Genomic DNA, 17,217 nt, shown 5'->3' on the forward strand with positions numbered 1-17,217 from the left:
CCGCCTGTAAAAGCCTGAAAACTGCATGAAAATCAAGGTTTGCCGCTATGGTTGACCCTATGCGTAAATCACTTCTTTCCAAGGCCGTCACGGCAGCCTGCGCGATGGTCCTGTGCCTCGGTGTTTCGGCGTGCGGCGGCAATTCCGACGCGAAAAACACCAAATCGGATTCGAAATCCTCTTCATCCTCTTCATCCTCAGAGAAAATCGGCATGCATCAGATCGCCGGAGTGACCGCCAAAGGCGAACTCGGCAAGAAGCCGACCATCTCCTTCAAAACGCCGATGACGGTCGAGAACAACAGCTATGTGGTGCTGCAGAAGGGCGACGGCGCCCAGATCGAGGACGGCGACCGCGTCTGCTCGCAGGGCATCGCAATCAACGTCAAGGACGGCTCCGAATTGGGCAGCACGTGGGAGAAGAACACCCCCGACTGCTCCACGTTGGTCACATCCGACACCAGCCAGATGAAAGAGGACTACTACAAGCTCTTCAAGAGCCTCAAACTCAACTCCACCGTGGCGTTCGGCGTCAACGACTCGAGCTCCACCGGCTCCTCTTCCACCGGCTCCTCGTACCTCATGGTGCTCACGCTGGTGTCCAAGTCGAAGGATCTGAAGAAGGCCACCGGAGACAAGGTGACGGACGTGCCCGCCGACCTGCCGAAGGTGACGCTCGCCAAGGATGGCAAGCCGTCGATCGATATGAACGGCTACAAGGGCTCCGATTCCCTGGTCTCCCAGGACCTCATCAAGGGCAAGGGCGCTGTGGTCAAGGACACGCAGACCGTGGTGGCCAATTACACCGGCTGGCTGCTTGACGGCACGCAGTTCGATTCCTCCTGGGATCGCGGCACATCCTCCACGTTCTCGCTTGACGGCGTGATTGCCGGCTGGAAGCAGGGTCTCGCCGGACATACGGTCGGCTCGCAGGTGCTGCTGGTCGTTCCGCCGAGCCTCGGCTACAAGGATCAAAAGCAGGACAAGATTCCGGCGAACTCCACGCTGGTCTTCGTAGTCGACATCCTCGCCGCCTACTGATCCAGCCTAATTCAAATGTAAAAAGCCTCCCCCACGGGAGGCTTTTTCATTATCACGATTCCCAGAGTCGGAAACCAAGACCAATTAGAAGAAATCACGGCAACGCGTGCGGTACCAAGGCGTACCGAAGGAAGGCGTACCAAGGTACGCCGACTGAGGTGCCGGCTTGCGCCACCCTTCGCGGCATAGCCGCTCACTTCGCCTATGAACAGTCCACTGGACTGTTCATTTCACGGCTCAGCGCAGGTAACGCTCCGTTGCCGCGATTTCCGGAGTTGGAACTAGAAGAGTCTTAACGAATCGTCTTCGGTGCCCTTCATCTCCTCATAATCGAGAATCAGGCATTTGAAGCCGCGATCCTGCGCGAGCACGCGCGCCTGCGGGGTGATGGTCTGCGCGGCGAAGATGCCATGCACGGGGGCAAGCAGCGGATCACGGTTGAGCAGGTCGCAGTACCGCGTGAGCTGTTCGACGCCGTCGATGCCGCCGTTGCGCTTGATTTCGATGGCGACGTGTTCGCCGTTGCCGTCGATGGCCATGATGTCGACCGGTCCGATGGCGGTCGGATATTCGCGTCGGACCAGCTTCGCGCCTTCGCCGATGCGTTCGATCTGCTCGGCCAGGTATTTCTGCAGGTGGTCTTCGACGCCGTCCTTGATCAGTCCGGGATCCTCGCCCAAATCGTAGGTTTCATCCGAATAGATGTGCTGCAGGGTCACTTCGAGCACATCATTCGATTTGTCCGCCGAGGCGCGGATCACTTTCTGCGGCACCTCGGTGTCCACGTCGTCGTCGGCGCGGTCCGGGGTGATGTCCTTGATGCTGCAGGGCGCGGACATCCAGTTGAGCGGCTTGTATGAGCCGAGTTCGGAGAAGATGAGTAGGCTGTTGTCCGCCTTGATGAGCAGCACGCGTTTGGCGAGCGGCAGGGAGGCGTTCAATCGTCCGGAATATTCGGCGGAGCAGTCAGCAACAATAATTCGCACGAGGCACTACCCTACCATGCGCGCGATGACGGGCGCACGATGACGGTGGAAGCGAAGGCAAAAACAAAGGCGGCCCGTCGAATCGCAATACACAATGCATTGCTATCGACGAGCCGCCTGACGTTTCAACGGAACCGGATTATTCGGCCCGCTTGACGTTGGTTCCACGCTCGACCGCGACGGTGAGCTTGTTCGAATCGAAGGAGATGAAGCCGTCGGTCACCTCGAAGGAGAGACGTTCGCCTTCAGGATCCACCACGACGATGGTTCCTTCCTTGATCACGGTCAGCACAGGCTCGTGGTCGGGCAGGATGCCCATTCCGCCTTCGGAGGCGGGAATGGTAACGGACTTCGCCGTGCCGTGCCACACCGGGTGGTCAGCGGCGACGATGTTCACCTGCAATGTCGATCCGGCCATCACGCACCGTATTCCTTCTGCATGTCGTGCCACTTCTTCTCGAGGTCGTCGATGCCGCCGATGCCGGAGAACGCCTGCTCCGGGACATCGTCATACACGCCGTCGCAGATGCGGGTGAAGGCTTCGATGGTCTCATCGGCCGGGACGTAGGAGCCCGGACGGCCGGTGAACTTTTCGGCAACGTAGAAGTTCTGGCCAAGGAACTGCTCGATCTTACGGGCGCGGTTCACGGTGGTCTTGTCCTCTTCGCCGAGCTCGTCGATGCCGATCAGGGCGATGATGTCCTGCAGCTCCTTGTTACGCTGCAGAATCGCCTTGACGCGGTTGGCGCACTCGTAGTGTGCCTGGCCCACGTAACGCGGATCGAGGATTCGCGAAGTGGAGCTCAGCGGGTCGACTGCCGGGTAGATGCCCTTGGAGGCGATGTCACGGGACAGCTCGGTGGTCGCGTCCAGGTGGGCGAAGGTCGTCGCAGGAGCCGGGTCGGTGTAATCATCGGCCGGCACGTAGATGGCCTGCAGCGAGGTGATGGAGTGGCCACGGGTCGACGTGATGCGCTCCTGCAGGGCGCCCATCTCATCGGCCAGGTTCGGCTGGTAGCCCACGGCGGACGGCATACGGCCGAGCAGAGTGGACACCTCAGAACCCGCCTGGGTGAAGCGGAAGATGTTATCGATGAACAGCAGCACGTCCTGGTTCTGCACGTCACGGAAGTACTCTGCCATGGTCAGTGCGGTCAGCGGGACGCGCAGACGGGTACCCGGCTGCTCATCCATCTGGCCGAAGACCAGTGCGGTCTTCTCAAGCACGCCGGCCTCGTCCATCTCGCCGATCAGATCGTTACCCTCACGGGTACGCTCGCCGACGCCGGCGAACACGGACACACCGCCGTGGTTCTGGGCCACACGCTGAATCATTTCCTGGATCAGCACGGTCTTGCCGACGCCTGCGCCGCCGAACAGACCGATCTTGCCGCCCTGCACGTACGGGGTCAGCAGATCGATGACCTTGATACCGGTTTCGAACATCTGGGTCTTGGACTCCAGCTGGTCGAATGCCGGCGGGTTGCGGTGGATGGGCCAACGTTCGGTGACCTTGACAGTCTCGCCGGGCTTCTTGTTGAGGATGTTGCCGGACACGTCGAACACGTGGCCCTTGGTCACGTCGCCGACCGGCACGGAGATCGGGCCGCCGGTGTCAAGCACGGTCGCGCCACGGACCAGGCCGTCGGTCGGCTTCAGGGCGACGGTGCGCACGGTGGAATCGCCAAGGTGCTGCTCCACCTCGAGGGTGATCTTCTTGGTGGTCTCGCCCTCTTCGTGGACGCCGGTGCTGTTCAGCTCAACGGTAAGTGCATTGTAAATGTCGGGCAGGTGGCCCACCGGGAATTCGACGTCGATAACCGAGCCCTGGATACGCGTGACGCGTCCGGCGGTCGGTTCCGCAGCCGTCTCGGGAGCCGCTGTGGTCTGATTCTCAGCCATATGCGTTCCTACTCTTCCTTCTTGTTCAGCGCATCAGCGCTGCCGATGATTTCGGTAAGTTCCTGGGTAATCGAAGCCTGTCGCGAAGCGTTGAGCTTGCGCGTCAGGTCGTCGATCAGGCTGCGGGCGTTGTCTGTAGCCGTGTGCATGGCGTTCTGTCGGCTTGCAGTCTCGGATGCCGCTGCGGTGAGCAGGCATTCATGGATACGGGACTGAATGTACTTCGGCAGAATGGCGTCAAGCACTTCGTCGACGCTCGGCTCGAACGCATACAGCGGAGTCGCGGCATCGGCATCGGATTCCGGCACGGGACCGGAGTCCGGCTGGTCCGGAAGCACGAGCTCAACGGGCAGCATGCGCAGCACGCGCACCTTCTGTACCACCATGTTCACGAATTCGGTGAACACAATGTAGAGTTCGGAGACTCCACCCTGGTCCGCCGGCTTCATATAGGCGTCCAGCAGTGCCTTCGAGATGGACTCTGCGACTTCCACGCCGGGCTGGTCGGTATCGCCTTCCCAAGTGCCGGCAACATCACGGTTGCGGTACTTGTAATACGTCACACCACGACGACCATACACATACAGTTCCGGCTGCTTGCCCTTCTCATCGAGTCGGGCCAGCAGCGATTCCGTTTCGCGGATGATCGAGGAGGTGTACGGACCCGCCATACCACGATCCGAGGTGAGGGCGAGGACAGCCACTCGGGGGTTGTCCTCGTCCTTCTTCACGATCGGATGATCGATATGGGTGTGGGCCACCAGCGCTTGCACGGCGTCGAAAATCGCATCGGTATACGGCTTCGCGTTCAAGGCCACGTCACGTGCCTTGGCGATGTGCGAAGACGCGATCATCTCCTGCGCGTTGAAGATTTTCTCCAGCGACGCGGTGGAGGCGATCCTAGATTTCAATGCGAGTTGCGAGCCCATGAATCACTTCTCTCCTGCGACGATCTTTTCCTGCTCGACCGGAGTGGCGTTCTTCGTGTCGGGCTTCTTCTCGACCAGCGGCTTGCCTGCGCTGGTCACGAAGGTCTCACGGAACGCTTCCACGGCCTTGTCGAGTGCAGCCTCGGTGTCGGCGGTGAAGTCCTCGGTCTCGCGAATGGTCTTGAGGATATCGGTGTTGTGGTCCAGATAATCCAGCATGCCCTTCTCGAACGGAAGCACGTCGGCGATCGGCAGGTCATCCATCTTGCCATGGGTGCCGGCCCACACGGACACGACTTCCTGTTCCATCGAGTACGGGGAGAACTGCGGCTGCTTCAGCAACTCGGTCAGGTGGGCGCCACGGTTCAGCTGGGCCTTGGATGCCGCATCCAGATCGGAAGCGAACATGGCGAAGGACTCCAGAGAACGGTACTGCGCCAGCGAGATCTTCAGCGTGCCGGAGACCTTCTTCAGGGCCTTCGTCTGCGCCGCGCCACCGACTCGGGACACGGAGATGCCGACGTCCACAGCAGGACGCTGGTTCGCGTTGAACAGGTCGGACTGCAGGAAGATCTGGCCATCGGTGATGGAAATCACGTTGGTCGGAATGTAGGCGGACACATCGTTCGCCTTGGTCTCGACGATCGGCAGGCCGGTCATCGAGCCGCCGCCGAGGTCATCGGAAACCTTGGCGCAACGTTCGAGCAGACGGGAGTGCAGGTAGAACACATCGCCCGGGTAAGCTTCACGCCCCGGCGGACGACGCAGCAGCAGGGAAATCGAACGGTAGGCCTCGGCCTGCTTCGACAGGTCGTCGAAGACGATGAGCACGTGCTTGCCGTTGTACATCCAGTGCTGTCCGATGGCGGAACCGGTGTACGGTGCGATGTACTTGAAGCCTGCGGAATCAGAAGCCGGGGAGGCCACGATGGTCGTGTACTCCATGGCGCCGGCCTCTTCCAGGGACTGCTTCACCGATGCGATGGTGGAGCCCTTCTGGCCGACGGCCACGTAGATGCAGCGGACCTGCTTCTTCGGGTCTCCGGATTCCCAGTTGCGCTTCTGGTTGATGATCGTATCGATTGCGATAGCGGTCTTACCGGTCTGGCGGTCGCCGATGATGAGCTGACGCTGGCCACGGCCGATCGGCGTCATCGCGTCGATGGCCTTCAGACCAGTGGACAGAGGCTCGTCAACCGGATGACGATGCATAACGTCAGGTGCCTGGGCCTCGAGAATACGACGGCCTTCGGTCTTGATCTCGCCAAGACCATCAATCGGGTTGCCTAGCGGGTCCACGACGCGGCCAAGGTAGCCGTCGCCGACGGGCACGGAGAGCACTTCGCCGGTACGACGCACTTCCTGGCCTTCCTCGATGCCGGTGAAATCGCCGAGGATAACCACGCCGATCTCGCGGGCGTCAAGGTTGAACGCCAGGCCAAGCGTGCCGTCTTCGAAGGTCAGCAGCTCATTGGCCATGCAACCAGGCAGTCCCGTCACGTGCGCAATGCCGTCGCCAGCGGTCGCGACGTAGCCGACCTCCTGGGTCGGCGTGTCCGACGGCTTGTACGACTCGACGAACTCATCGAGCGCCTTGCGTATCGTGGTGGGATCAATGGTAAGTTCTGCCATGATCACTCCTTATTGTTGTTTATAAATTCAGTCAAGTCTTGTTTCAGGCTTGTTCACCGTGCGGCTCGCCGTCAGGCGGTCGCCTTCACCGTGCGCTGAAGATGTTGCAGCTGTGCGACCACCGTGTTGTCGGTGACCTCGTCACCCACCTGGATGCGCATGCCACCTATGACGGTCGGATCGACCACCGAGTTGATGTGCACCGGATGGCCGGTCTTCGCCGAATAGACGGCGATGAGCTTGTCGACCTGCTTCTCGCTCAGTGGCTTCGCCGTGGTGACGGTGACCATCGATTCGCCCATGTGACGGGAGAATTTGTTGATCAGCCACTGGATGGTCTGCAGATAACGGCGGTTGCGCAGGTTGCAGGTCGCATGCTCGGCCAGACGCTTGGTCACCTTGTTGAAGTCCGCATTTCCGATCAGGCTGTAGAGCAGCTTGACGCGGGCTTCGGCGGGGACGGTAGTGTCATACAGCTTGCTGCGTACGACCGGAAGGTTGAGCAGTGCGGAATGCAGCTCTGCAAGCTCGACGGAGACCTGCAGGGTCGAATTCGTGTGGTCCGCGTAGTACATCATGCCATCCACGCCGAAATCCTCGGTGGCGTTGGCGATGTCGGACACGCGGCTCCAACGGCGGGCCACCAGATCGGACATGATTTCCATCGTCAACGGATGGGCCTCATCTCCAATGAGGGTCTTGACTACCGCAACCTTGTCTTCGACTGGGCGCGACGGGTCGGTGAGGGCACGTTCAAGCTGGACGTTGTGGTCGAGCGCGTTGGTGATCGTGAACAGTTCGTTCCCGATGCGCCATGCGTCCTCTCCGCTGTCACGCAGCCTGGGGGCCAGCGAGTCACGCGAAACGCGGTCTGCGATACGCGATGCTTCTCCTCGCATTGGTCACCTCCCTTTCTTGAAGGTTTCGATCACTTCTTGTCGCTGTCCAGATCGGCGATCATCTGATCGATCATCGTCGACTGCACGTCGTCGCTTTCCAGCTTGCTTCCCAGGATCTTGCCGGCCAGTGCCGTTGCCAGCACGCCAACCTCACCCTTCAGGCTCACCAGAGCCTGCTGCTGCTGCGATTCGATGGAACGCTGGGCTGTGGCGGTGATCTGCGCCGCATCGGCCTCCGCACGGGTGCGCGCGTCGGCGATGATGTGGGATGCCTCCGCACGAGCGTCGTCGCGGATCTTGGAAGCCTCGACGCGCGCGTTGCTCAGCTGGGCGTCGTACTTCGCCTTGGCTTCGTCGGCATCCTTCTGGGCCTGTTCGGCCTTGGCGATGCCGCCTTCGATCTTGGCTGCGCGCTCATCGAACACGGCCTGGAACTTCGGCAGGAAGAACTTGTAGAAGAACACGGCGACGATGATCAGAATGATCAGCGACCAGAAAATGTCGTAGCTTTTCGGAAGGAACAGATCCATCTCGCTAGCTGCGGTCACCATAGTGTCTTCCTCCTTTCACGTTCGTTTGCGTCTTCGGTGTTTACCTTGGAAATCAAGTCTTACTTGATGAAGGCGAGCACGAAGCCGAGCAGTGCCAGCACCTCGACGAATGCCAGGCCCAGGAACATGAGGGTCTGCAGACGGCTGCCGAGCTCAGGCTGACGAGCGGTGCCTTCGATGGTCTTACCGATCAGGATGCCCAGACCGATGCCAGGGCCGATTGCGGCGAGGCCGTAGCCAACGACGTTCAGGTTGCCGGCAACCTCAGCGAGGGTAACGATATCCATGATTGTTTCCTTTCTGGTTATTGCTTGACAAGAAGCAACACTTAAAAAGCCGGTGGTCAGTCGATCTCCGGATAGCTCATATTGATGTATGCGGTGGTCAGGATGGCGAAGATGTAAGCCTGCAGGCAGGCGACCAGCGCCTCGAACAGGAACATGAACATGCCAGCCGCGAAGGTGATGATACCGAACGGCATCATCAGCTTGTTCACCACATCAACAAGGAAGAACTGCGTGGCCGAGAGGCACAACGCAAGGATCAGATGGCCCGAGACCATGTTGGCGAACAGTCGGATCGTCAACGAGAACGGGCGGATAATCAGCAGCTCAAGCAGCTGAATCGGGGACAGCAGAATATAGATCGGGGCCGGAACGCCCTTCGGGAAGATCTCGTCCCTCAGGAAGTGGCCAAGGCCCTTTTCGCGGATGCCTGCAATCCAGTACTGGCAGAAGCACCACATGGCGAACACCAGAGGCAGCGTGATGGACGCGCTGGCCGCGATGTTGAAGCCCGGGATGATGCCGCACAGATTGAAGACCAGCAACGTGCAGAACACGGTGGTGATCATCGGCACGTAACGCTTGCCGCGCAGCTCGCCCATCACCTGATAGACGATGTTGTCGCGGACAAACTCGATCAGCCATTCGACTGCGCCCTGCCAACGGCCGGGGATGAGCTTTGCACGGCTTGCCGTAATTCCGAGAACCAGCAGCATGATGACGGTCGCAAGGATACGAACGAGGATGATGCGGTTGATGGCGAACGGCGTGCCTTGAAAAACAAACGGATCGGGAAGGAAGTCATTGATGCTCGGCATCTCTGGACCATCGGCGATGGCCAGCATGCCCTCTCCCAATGCACTAATCATTCACGCCTCCTGCTCTTGTGTCAGCTGTCAGTTTAGCCCAACAGCCGAGTCGAATGTGACGTCCCGGTTACCAAAACCGCAACGTCCTTCGGGAATATGCTAACGCGACCGTAAACGCGTTCGCATACAAGCCCCGAACGGCTGGAAAGGATTATTAGCCCGCGTCTAGACAACGTCCACACACACAGGCAATCCCTTACTGCCGTAAGGCTCAAACCGGCGTTTCGCATTGGTCGCGATTATTAGACACCGCCGCGATTTCCGTCGATTCTTCCATTTTGAGTTGTATGTTTGCTTCATCGTTAAAACGTTTTACCAAGCATATCGCACGATACATGTCACAACAAAATATGCCGCGTCCCATGAAAGGACGCGGCATACAACGATGGAAAACACGTGGAATATGCGCGGGAATATATATGGAATCAGCCACGGATGACGCCGTAGCCGTCATGCGAGAACGGCGTGAACGCGTCGACGCGCGGAGAGCCGGGCTCGTGACGGATCGACCTGTCGGTGCCGAGCCTTTTCTCCGCACGCAGGCGCGGCACTTCGGCCAGATCGTACGGCGTGGTCTGATACACCCAATTCAGCCAATTGCGCCACAGCAGATTGGCGTGCGCGCGCCAGGCGAACAGCGGCTCGAGCTTCGGATCGTCATGAGGGAAGTAGTTCTTGGGGAACGGCACATTGGTCATGCCCTTCTTCATATCCCGCTCGTATTCCTCGGCGAGCGTGTATTTGCCGTATTCCCAATGGCCAAGCGCGAAAACCTCGGAGAAATCGCGGGTGGCGATGAGCCCCGGGCCCGACTCCGGCCCCCACGTGAGCACCTGCAGCTCGGGATTGTGCGCGATGTCGCCCTCGTTCACTCCGGCCAGACGCGAATGCGGTTGTAGGCAGATCTCGTCGAAGCCGTTGGTGAGGAAGCAGTATTCGTCCTGCAGATACTGTGGGAACACGCCGAAAATCTTCTTCGGCAGCAGTTCCTTGCGCACGCCGTAACGGTAGTTGAGCGCGCCCATCGCGCCCCAGCACAGATACATGGTGGAGAAGACGTGGGTGGAGGCCCAATCGAGGATCTGCTTGAACTCGTCCCAGTAATCGACCTGCTCGAACTCGAGATGCTCGACGGGTGCGCCCGTCACCACGAAACCGTCATAATAATTGTCCTTGAACGTGTCCAGCGTCTCATAGAACTTGACCAGGTGGTCGGCGCTCACATGCGTGGCCTCGTGGGTGGAAGTCTTCATGAAATCGACCTCCACCTGCAGCGGGCTCTTGGAGATCAGGCGCAGCAGCTGCGTTTCGGTCTCGATCTTCTTCGGCATGAGATTCAGGATCACCAGCTTGAGGGGGCGCACGCGCTGACGCTCCGCTTCGGGCTTTTCGAGCGCGAAGATTCGTTCGGAGTCGAGGATATCTCTGGCCGGAAGGCCACTGGGGATCTTGATAGGCATGTCTCCTATTATGGTGCGGGCACGGATATGGCGTATCCGGAAGTTTCCCGAAGCGAACCTTGACGATATATGAAAAATGGATAACGGGTTATCCGGCATGCCTTTTCACAAGGGGCGCAGCATGCGACACGCCGATTTGACATTACGCACCATATCCGTAAAGTAATAAGAGCTGTCTCAAGGGAGACAAGCCGACGCGGGGTGGAGCAGCTCGGTAGCTCGCTGGGCTCATAACCCAGAGGTCCATGGTTCAAATCCATGCCCCGCTACCAATCAAAACCGGAAACCACATGGTTTCCGGTTTTTTGTTATTCAGCCAAGCCCAATCCTTTTCTACCCGGCCGCACACCATCGGCACCGTCGGACCGTCAATATCGCAATATCGCCCGAAATCAATCGGGTCACCACCGTAGTGAAGCGATTGCATCGTATGTGACTAAAGCGTTTTACCAATCGCTAGTGAAGAATTTTATGGTGGCCGCACGTGCGCTCACTATTAAAAAGGGCTTCGCGGGATGAACACCGATACCTCTATAATCGGCTACATGGAAGAAGAAACATCAAGCGCGAAGACACGCGCAAAGGCAACCGCAAAAAAGACAGATAAGACATCAGCCAAGACGACGGCGGCAAAAACGGCACGGACCGCCGTGAAAGCAGCCAAGAAGCCAGCAAGCAAACGCACTTCCAAGCCGAAAACAGCAGCGACGCGAACCATCGGCGAAACCCCCGCACCAGTCATCAAGCGCACCAGCCCGGAGCAGTTCGGCCGCGTGAACGTCCTGGACATCACCCCGAACGCCGAGAACGGCCTGTATCCGGCCCGCGTGGAGCTCGGCGAGGCCTTCAAGGTCACCGCCCAGGTGTTCATCGAAGGCCGCACCAAGGCGGGCGCCACCGTATCCGTGCGCAACACACGCGGCACCGAGAAGGCCCGCTTCCCCATGACCTGCACCAACCCCGGTCTCGACCGCTGGGAGGCGATGGTCAGAATCGGCGAACACAGCGACCTGAAACCGTGGGACGACGGCTACGCCGAAATCAAACGCCAGCTGGGCGAATGGCACATCGTGGTCGAAGGCTGGGAGGACACCTATGCCTCCTGGCTGCATGACGCGCAGATCAAAGTCAAGGTCGGCGACGATGTGGAGAACGCGCTGGAATCCGGCGCGCAGCTGCTGGAACGCTGGGCGGGCGCACGCGATTCCAAGCTGACCGCGGCCGACAAGAAGACGCTGCGCGAAGCCGCGAAAACCGTAGCAGACAAGTCACTGGGAGCCGACGAGCGTCTGGCGGCGGCGAGCGGCGATGCGATCGCAAGCCTGCATGAGACCAATCCTCTGCGTGACGGCCTGAGCGAATCGAATCCGCAGCGCTTCCGCGTGGAGCGCCCGAAGTCGAGCTTCGCCGCATGGTACCAGTTCTTCCCGCGTTCGGAAGGCGCGCATTTCGACGCCGACGGCAAAATCGTGCAGGGCACGCTCAAGACGGCGCTGTCCGGCCTCGACCGCGCGAAGGCCGAAGGATTCGACATCGTGTATCTGCCGCCGATCTTCCCGATTGGCGTGACCAACCGCAAGGGCCGCAACAATTCGCTGGTCGCCGGCCCCAACGACCCGGGCTCCCCATTCGGCATCGGTTCCGAGCTTGGCGGCCATGACACCGTCGATCCGCTGCTCGGCACCATGGATGATTTCAAGGCGTTCTGCGATTACGCGCACAAGCTGGGCATCGAAGTGGCACTCGACTTCGCATTGCAGTGCTCCCCCGACCATCCGTGGGTCAAGCAGCATCCGAACTGGTTCCGCACCAAGCCGGACGGCACCATCGCCTTCGCCGAGAACCCGCCGAAGAAGTACCAGGACATCTACCCGATCGACTTCAATGCCGACATGGAGGGCATCGAGGCCGAAGTGGAACGCATCATGGACCTGTGGATCAAGGCCGGCGTGACCATCTTCCGTGTGGACAACCCCCACACCAAGCCGGTGCGCTTCTGGCAGGACGTGATCGCGGCCGTCACCAAGAAGCATCCGGAGACGCTGTTCCTGGCCGAGGCGTTCACCCGCCCGGGCATGATGCGCGCACTGAGCTACGCAGGCTTCACCCAGTCGCACTGCTACTTCCCGTGGCGCAACACCAAGGAGGAGCTGCAGGAGTATCTGGCGGAGACCAATGGCGACGAAGGCTTCTACCAGCACAACACCTTCTGGCCGTCCACGCCCGACATCATGACCGCCTATCTGCGGGACAACGGCATCGCCGGCCACGCGGTACGCGCGGTGCTGGCCGCGATGGGAAGCCCGAGCTGGGGCATCTACAACGGCTATGAGCTAATCGAGAACAAGCAGCGTCCGGGCTTCGAGGAGCAGATCGACAACGAGAAGTACGAGGTCAAGGTGCGCGACTGGAGCGAGGCCGACAAGTACGGCATCGCCGAACTGCTCACCTCGCTCAACAAAATCCGCGCCGAGCATCCGGCATGCCGCAGCTACCACAATCTGCACATCCTGCCGAGCGATGACGCGGGCGTCGTGGCGTTCCTGCGCCAGACCCCGGCCGAACTGACCGGCACCGGCAAGGCAGACACGGTGATCGTGGTGGTGAACCTCGACGGCCACAACGCGCACCAGTCCATCGTGCATATCGAGCTGCCGGACTTCGGTTTCGCCACCGACAAGCCGCTCAAGGTGCGTGACGAGCTGACCGGACGCGAGTTCGATTGGAGCTGGGACAACTACGTCTCGCTGGCTCCGTGGGCCGATGTGGCGCACGTGCTGACGGTGGTCGAGGACTGATTTTCGGTCGGCTTTAACAAGAAGCGCGGGCAAGCTCATTTTGATTGGCTTGCCCGCGCTTCTCGCATGCACCCAGCTATCCGCAACCCTGTGACCCTAGAAGCAATCGGCATCAGGGAAAGACAGGACCCCATCCGACATAAGGTACAGATAATCCGCGATTTGAGATAGCTCATCACTATGATGACTGGCAATCAATATGGTTCGCCCCGCATCACGCTGGCGCCTCATCTCCTCCAGAAACACTGCGACAGAATGCTCATCAAGGCCGTTGGTCGGCTCATCGAGCAAAATCAAAGGCTGATGTTCCATCAATGCCTGCACGATCGCCAGCTTTTGTCGCATACCCAAGGAGTAAGATCGCACTTTTTCCTGCGCGTGGTCCCGCAAGCCAAATAGCTCCAGCAAACGCATGATCTCACGCCGATCAAAGGCGTGGTTAATGTCAGCAAGATAGCGAAGGTTCTCCATAGCGCTCTGACCAGGGATGAATCCAGGGTTCTCGATGATTACTCCTACGGATTCAGGTAATTTCTTATTGAATTCCACAGGTCTACCACCAATGCTCACCGTACCAGTATCCGGCCGGATAAAACCGCAAATCGCACGCAACAGCATTGTCTTTCCTGACCCATTAGGACCAACAATGCCGTAAATGTTGCCTCGTTCGAATTCAGCATTCACGTCACGCAATACCGTTTTGCGTTTGATGGTTTTCGTAAGATGATGCACTTCGACGTACATTTTGTCATTCCTCCTTTGCATTGCGCCATATTGCAACCAGCATTTTGTCTTACTGGAATTCAATACATTTCCACATGCTCGAAAACAATGAGATTCACCATAGCGAGCACCAGAAAAAGAACCGTCAAAACAGGTGCCCAACATGGAATGACGCCAATCCACGAGGATATTAACCATCGCCGAGCCCCATCCAACGAAAGCAACGCAATATACAGCGCCGCAGCTGCGACATAACCCATCACCCGGCAATTCAGTAAATAACCAACATTGATAATGAGCATCAGCACGGCAAGCGTCAAAGACGCGCAAATCGCAGTCGTCAACAGATGCTCCTGTCGATTCCCAGGAACAATCATTAACGCGATGATTAATTGCACACCAGTGAACAGGACGCAGTAGAACAGCAGCAGCGCGCAATATCGACAAAAATGAGACCATCCTCGATGACTTCTGACATATACCAGATAATCAGGAATCATCAGATATTCAGAGCACTGTTCCAGCGCAAGCGCTATTCCCCCGACCATAAACAGCAACGGATACATGTTCAATGCAAGATCCGGATGGCTCATCGCAGGGGCAATGCGAAACATCCCCATAAAGATACTTGTATCCTGTGCGCTGTAGTAAAAGCGTGAAGCGAATATGGCGTAAATGACAAGTATCAGCATTCGCAGACCTTTTTTACGGCCACAAACCTGTCCAATGCGACAAATACTGCGACGGATAGCACACATTAGCTTTTCAACCGATCTCTGGAATTGAACACCATGATGCAGGCCATGACGAGCAATAAGCAGAATCCGAAGCATGGGATGACTTGGCAGATAACAATATCCGACCAATCCGGACTGATCGGATACCAAAAATAGAACATCATACGATCCGCTCCATCGACCAACGGAGTCAATAGCCACTGCGCAATCGCAAAGAACGCGATCAGCACCGCGGCGACATGTTCCATGACCAATCCCATGTAGCTCAACAATAACTGGACCAACCCTATTGAGATATTCATCATCAAGCATTGAACCACCAGCATCGCAGTCAAAGACCAGTGCAGAACAGATGCGGTTTGTCTCTTGACAACGAATTCCATGACAGCAAAAACAAGGCCGCCATATGCGGCGCATATGCAAGACATCACGTTCAGCCATATAACATTTTCGCCAAGCTCGTCACGTGGATTACGACGCACCAATTCAAACGTCCTGAATCGGACACAGCCCAAACACATTGCCATCAAACAAATTGGAAGCACTGCGGCAGAGGCCCCCTGCTTCATGAATCCGATATAGTCGGATACGAAATCGTGAGGGTCAAACAATAATGAAATGCCATACGCAAACCCCACCACCATAACCAATATGGCACTGATTCTCATACCGATAGTGGAATACCGCACGGAAGCAAAACCATCACAAAGCATCACGATGCCTTTCCACACACACCAGCACGGTAGACAATGCCAGCAAAAGCGATATCGAAAGCACAATGCCCACATAATTTTGCCAACGCACAGAAGCGTCCGCACCTGGAGCAAAATCCAAAAAGATGACGTGGCTCCACTGGTCCGGTATCCTACCCCCCGTAAGAGAAGGAAGCATCCACCACACAAGACTCAGCACGAACGGAACCAATACTTCCGTATATTTGCGTTGCATGAAAAAGGACACGCCAACGGACACCGTGGAGAAAAGTCCGGCAATCACAAATATCAACAACACCACGCATAGTATGCATAACACCTGATTGAACCTATACAACGGATATATCCAAGAATCAGAAGAAATCAAAATATATTTGCCGCTATGCACACGCCCTCGCGCATCCGCCGATACACCATCGATAAAGTTCAAATGAGGATTGCGCATAGCAGCTATTGACAGATTCGCAATCATTGGCATTATTCCACCCACACCACCAAGTACGAATCCAGACAACATCGCAGTCGTCAAAAAACGTCCTCGCCCCTCTCGGATCACGACCATGGGGAGCCGTCCAGCGTGCCGTTCCAACGACACGACACCACCCCCCAAGAGAGCCGACAAGAAAGGCAACAGCAGCAGATACATGCCACCACCCGTTCCGTATTGACTGAACAGCATCACGTCCCGCAGCAACGTAGATTTACTCGGGGGAATGACATAACTCGCCCTATACGTGGTTAGATATTGGACAGCGACCAACATACAAGATATGCCGATCACACCGGTCATTCGGACGCTTCGCAGTTGCCCAACCAACTGATTCCTCATCAACCGCCAATCCATCAAGACCCCTTCGTCTTCCTGAATCCAAACAGTGTGGCGTAGAAGAGCAATCCTCTACGCCACACAGCCACGCTCAGTTATCAGGACTCCATTTAATCCGTTTACGCAACAGCAGAACAAGGCAATGTAAAGATTTTCATCACATGGCACCATGGATCAATTGGCCCACGACTACACTCACGTTATATGACTGAAGGTATTTCCATCGCCGTTCTGGACAATGACTCATGGAGCTTACGGGCAATCGCGCGGTGGATCGATGGCAGCTCGCCTTTATATCATGTCATCTGGCAAACCACTTCTGCAGCAGAAGCGATTCATCGATGTATATATACCAATGACAAACCAAATGTTCTCTTGCTTGACATGGCGTTGAACGACGCCACTGGCATATCCGTATGCACTCAGATACGAAAACAAACCGCCGATATCGGCATCATTGGCATCACCGCATATGACCCAGAACGGTACAAGACCGATTTAGCGCTTGCCGGCGGTCAAGCCCTTATCGCCAAAGAAGACTTGGCACATGTCTGCAATAAAGTACTGCCCATCGTGGCACAAGGCAAATCCACTGAACCAAATTCGTTCCCAACCGCGAAACAAGCGCATGACATACTGGCGGAACAACCCTCCTCATCCGCTCAGATCAAGCAGCTCAGTCCACGAGAGCTCCAAGTGCTTCGTCTTTACACACAAAATAACAACACTTCAGAAATCGCTTCGCAACTTGGCATTTCTTCCAATACTGTATTCTCTTACATTCACAGAGTCTCGAAAAAAATAGGCGCAAAAAATAGATCAGAGACAATTCGACTATGCAAAAAATACGACATTTTATAAAATCAAT

At 57.3% G+C, this 17,217-nt stretch carries 17 protein-coding genes and 1 tRNA gene; 4 read left to right on the plus strand and 14 right to left on the minus strand.

All coding sequences use genetic code 11. The annotated features are described in order from the left end of the window. The first annotated feature begins 59 nt into the window (after positions 1 to 59). The gene (locus AC1ATL_RS09350; RefSeq protein ID WP_476570027.1) at positions 60 to 1,040 is read left to right on the plus strand and encodes an FKBP-type peptidyl-prolyl cis-trans isomerase; all 981 of its coding nucleotides are present in this window, start codon (positions 60 to 62) and stop codon (positions 1,038 to 1,040) included. Positions 1,041 to 1,321: 281 nt separating this feature from the next. Here the strand turns inward: AC1ATL_RS09350 and nucS are convergent, their stop codons facing one another. The 10 genes from nucS to AC1ATL_RS09400 form a co-directional block, all read right to left on the minus strand. Then, a complete protein-coding gene (gene nucS, locus AC1ATL_RS09355; RefSeq protein ID WP_026646862.1) occupies positions 1,322 to 2,026 on the minus strand; it encodes an endonuclease NucS in 705 nt (234 codons plus the stop codon). 139 nt (positions 2,027 to 2,165) lie between these two features. Beyond that, entirely contained in the window at positions 2,166 to 2,444 is a 279-nt protein-coding gene (locus AC1ATL_RS09360) for a F0F1 ATP synthase subunit epsilon (protein WP_026646861.1), read from the minus strand. Then, positions 2,444 to 3,928 (minus strand): F0F1 ATP synthase subunit beta, encoded by a 1,485-nt coding sequence (atpD, locus tag AC1ATL_RS09365; RefSeq protein WP_432623843.1) that lies wholly within the window; start codon positions 3,926 to 3,928, stop codon positions 2,444 to 2,446. Before atpD ends, AC1ATL_RS09360 begins: the two co-directional genes overlap by 1 nt. 8 nt (positions 3,929 to 3,936) lie before the next feature. Then, positions 3,937 to 4,857: a F0F1 ATP synthase subunit gamma gene (locus AC1ATL_RS09370; protein ID WP_021913575.1), complete on the minus strand. Its 921-nt coding sequence runs from the start codon at positions 4,855 to 4,857 to the stop codon at positions 3,937 to 3,939. Between the two features lie 3 nt (positions 4,858 to 4,860). Continuing rightward, entirely contained in the window at positions 4,861 to 6,489 is a 1,629-nt protein-coding gene (gene atpA / locus AC1ATL_RS09375; RefSeq protein WP_432623846.1) for a F0F1 ATP synthase subunit alpha, read from the minus strand. A gap of 71 nt (positions 6,490 to 6,560) precedes the next feature. Next, complete coding sequence (locus AC1ATL_RS09380; protein ID WP_432623848.1) at positions 6,561 to 7,388, minus strand: F0F1 ATP synthase subunit delta; 828 nt, start codon at positions 7,386 to 7,388, stop codon at positions 6,561 to 6,563. Positions 7,389 to 7,417: 29 nt separating this feature from the next. Next, complete coding sequence (locus AC1ATL_RS09385; protein WP_432623850.1) at positions 7,418 to 7,939, minus strand: F0F1 ATP synthase subunit B; 522 nt, start codon at positions 7,937 to 7,939, stop codon at positions 7,418 to 7,420. A gap of 59 nt (positions 7,940 to 7,998) precedes the next feature. Then, the gene (atpE, locus tag AC1ATL_RS09390; RefSeq protein WP_003809874.1) at positions 7,999 to 8,226 is read right to left on the minus strand and encodes an ATP synthase F0 subunit C; all 228 of its coding nucleotides are present in this window, start codon (positions 8,224 to 8,226) and stop codon (positions 7,999 to 8,001) included. A 56-nt stretch (positions 8,227 to 8,282) separates the two neighbouring features. Beyond that, positions 8,283 to 9,092, minus strand: a complete 810-nt coding sequence (gene atpB / locus AC1ATL_RS09395; protein ID WP_085382136.1) for a F0F1 ATP synthase subunit A — start codon at positions 9,090 to 9,092, stop codon at positions 8,283 to 8,285. A 425-nt stretch (positions 9,093 to 9,517) separates the two neighbouring features. Next, positions 9,518 to 10,552 carry a homoserine O-succinyltransferase gene (locus tag AC1ATL_RS09400; RefSeq protein WP_476570029.1) on the minus strand — a complete coding sequence of 345 codons (1,035 nt, stop codon included), beginning with the start codon at positions 10,550 to 10,552 and terminating at the stop codon, positions 9,518 to 9,520. Between the two features lie 195 nt (positions 10,553 to 10,747). On the opposite strand from AC1ATL_RS09400, the gene AC1ATL_RS09405 reads away from it, so the two are divergent. Both AC1ATL_RS09405 and AC1ATL_RS09410 read left to right on the plus strand, forming a co-directional pair. After that, positions 10,748 to 10,824 (plus strand) — tRNA-Met (locus AC1ATL_RS09405). 273 nt (positions 10,825 to 11,097) lie between these two features. Next, positions 11,098 to 13,350, plus strand: coding sequence for an alpha-1,4-glucan--maltose-1-phosphate maltosyltransferase (locus tag AC1ATL_RS09410; protein ID WP_476570030.1), 2,253 nt, complete (start codon positions 11,098 to 11,100; stop codon positions 13,348 to 13,350). A 96-nt stretch (positions 13,351 to 13,446) separates the two neighbouring features. Here AC1ATL_RS09410 and AC1ATL_RS09415 read toward each other — a convergent pair whose 3' ends face one another. The 4 genes from AC1ATL_RS09415 to AC1ATL_RS09430 all read right to left on the minus strand — a co-directional run bounded on the left by AC1ATL_RS09415 (position 13,447) and on the right by AC1ATL_RS09430 (position 16,169). Then, complete coding sequence (locus AC1ATL_RS09415; protein WP_476570031.1) at positions 13,447 to 14,094, minus strand: ABC transporter ATP-binding protein; 648 nt, start codon at positions 14,092 to 14,094, stop codon at positions 13,447 to 13,449. Positions 14,095 to 14,153: 59 nt separating this feature from the next. After that, the gene (locus tag AC1ATL_RS09420) at positions 14,154 to 14,765 is read right to left on the minus strand and encodes a hypothetical protein (RefSeq protein ID WP_432623861.1); all 612 of its coding nucleotides are present in this window, start codon (positions 14,763 to 14,765) and stop codon (positions 14,154 to 14,156) included. 65 nt (positions 14,766 to 14,830) lie between these two features. Continuing rightward, positions 14,831 to 15,526 (minus strand): hypothetical protein, encoded by a 696-nt coding sequence (locus AC1ATL_RS09425; RefSeq protein WP_476570032.1) that lies wholly within the window; start codon positions 15,524 to 15,526, stop codon positions 14,831 to 14,833. After that, entirely contained in the window at positions 15,513 to 16,169 is a 657-nt protein-coding gene (locus AC1ATL_RS09430) for a hypothetical protein (protein WP_476570033.1), read from the minus strand. Before AC1ATL_RS09430 ends, AC1ATL_RS09425 begins: the two co-directional genes overlap by 14 nt. A 384-nt stretch (positions 16,170 to 16,553) precedes the next feature. On the opposite strand from AC1ATL_RS09430, the gene AC1ATL_RS09435 reads away from it, so the two are divergent. Further along, on the plus strand, positions 16,554 to 17,210 hold the full coding sequence (locus tag AC1ATL_RS09435; RefSeq protein ID WP_217063504.1) for a response regulator transcription factor: 657 nt from the start codon (positions 16,554 to 16,556) through the stop codon (positions 17,208 to 17,210). Positions 17,211 to 17,217: the final 7 nt, after the last annotated feature.

It is taken from the genome of Bifidobacterium sp. LH_743 (assembly GCF_056355775.1).

What these genes read in the sequence shown, in the direction of transcription:
- AC1ATL_RS09380 (WP_432623848.1), bottom strand. Translation starts at nt 7,388, where the DNA reads ATGCGAGGAGAAGCATCGCGTATCGCAGACCGCGTTTCGCGTGACTCG.
- atpB (WP_085382136.1), bottom strand. Translation starts at nt 9,092, where the DNA reads ATGATTAGTGCATTGGGAGAGGGCATGCTGGCCATCGCCGATGGTCCA.
- AC1ATL_RS09360 (WP_026646861.1), bottom strand. Translation starts at nt 2,444, where the DNA reads ATGGCCGGATCGACATTGCAGGTGAACATCGTCGCCGCTGACCACCCG.
- AC1ATL_RS09350 (WP_476570027.1), top strand. Translation starts at nt 60, where the DNA reads ATGCGTAAATCACTTCTTTCCAAGGCCGTCACGGCAGCCTGCGCGATG.
- AC1ATL_RS09415 (WP_476570031.1), bottom strand. Translation starts at nt 14,094, where the DNA reads ATGTACGTCGAAGTGCATCATCTTACGAAAACCATCAAACGCAAAACG.
- atpE (WP_003809874.1), bottom strand. Translation starts at nt 8,226, where the DNA reads ATGGATATCGTTACCCTCGCTGAGGTTGCCGGCAACCTGAACGTCGTT.
- atpA (WP_432623846.1), bottom strand. Translation starts at nt 6,489, where the DNA reads ATGGCAGAACTTACCATTGATCCCACCACGATACGCAAGGCGCTCGAT.
- AC1ATL_RS09400 (WP_476570029.1), bottom strand. Translation starts at nt 10,552, where the DNA reads ATGCCTATCAAGATCCCCAGTGGCCTTCCGGCCAGAGATATCCTCGAC.
- atpD (WP_432623843.1), bottom strand. Translation starts at nt 3,928, where the DNA reads ATGGCTGAGAATCAGACCACAGCGGCTCCCGAGACGGCTGCGGAACCG.
- AC1ATL_RS09430 (WP_476570033.1), bottom strand. Translation starts at nt 16,169, where the DNA reads ATGTATCTGCTGCTGTTGCCTTTCTTGTCGGCTCTCTTGGGGGGTGGT.
- AC1ATL_RS09370 (WP_021913575.1), bottom strand. Translation starts at nt 4,857, where the DNA reads ATGGGCTCGCAACTCGCATTGAAATCTAGGATCGCCTCCACCGCGTCG.
- AC1ATL_RS09410 (WP_476570030.1), top strand. Translation starts at nt 11,098, where the DNA reads ATGGAAGAAGAAACATCAAGCGCGAAGACACGCGCAAAGGCAACCGCA.
- AC1ATL_RS09385 (WP_432623850.1), bottom strand. Translation starts at nt 7,939, where the DNA reads ATGGTGACCGCAGCTAGCGAGATGGATCTGTTCCTTCCGAAAAGCTAC.
- AC1ATL_RS09435 (WP_217063504.1), top strand. Translation starts at nt 16,554, where the DNA reads ATGACTGAAGGTATTTCCATCGCCGTTCTGGACAATGACTCATGGAGC.
- AC1ATL_RS09420 (WP_432623861.1), bottom strand. Translation starts at nt 14,765, where the DNA reads ATGCTGATACTTGTCATTTACGCCATATTCGCTTCACGCTTTTACTAC.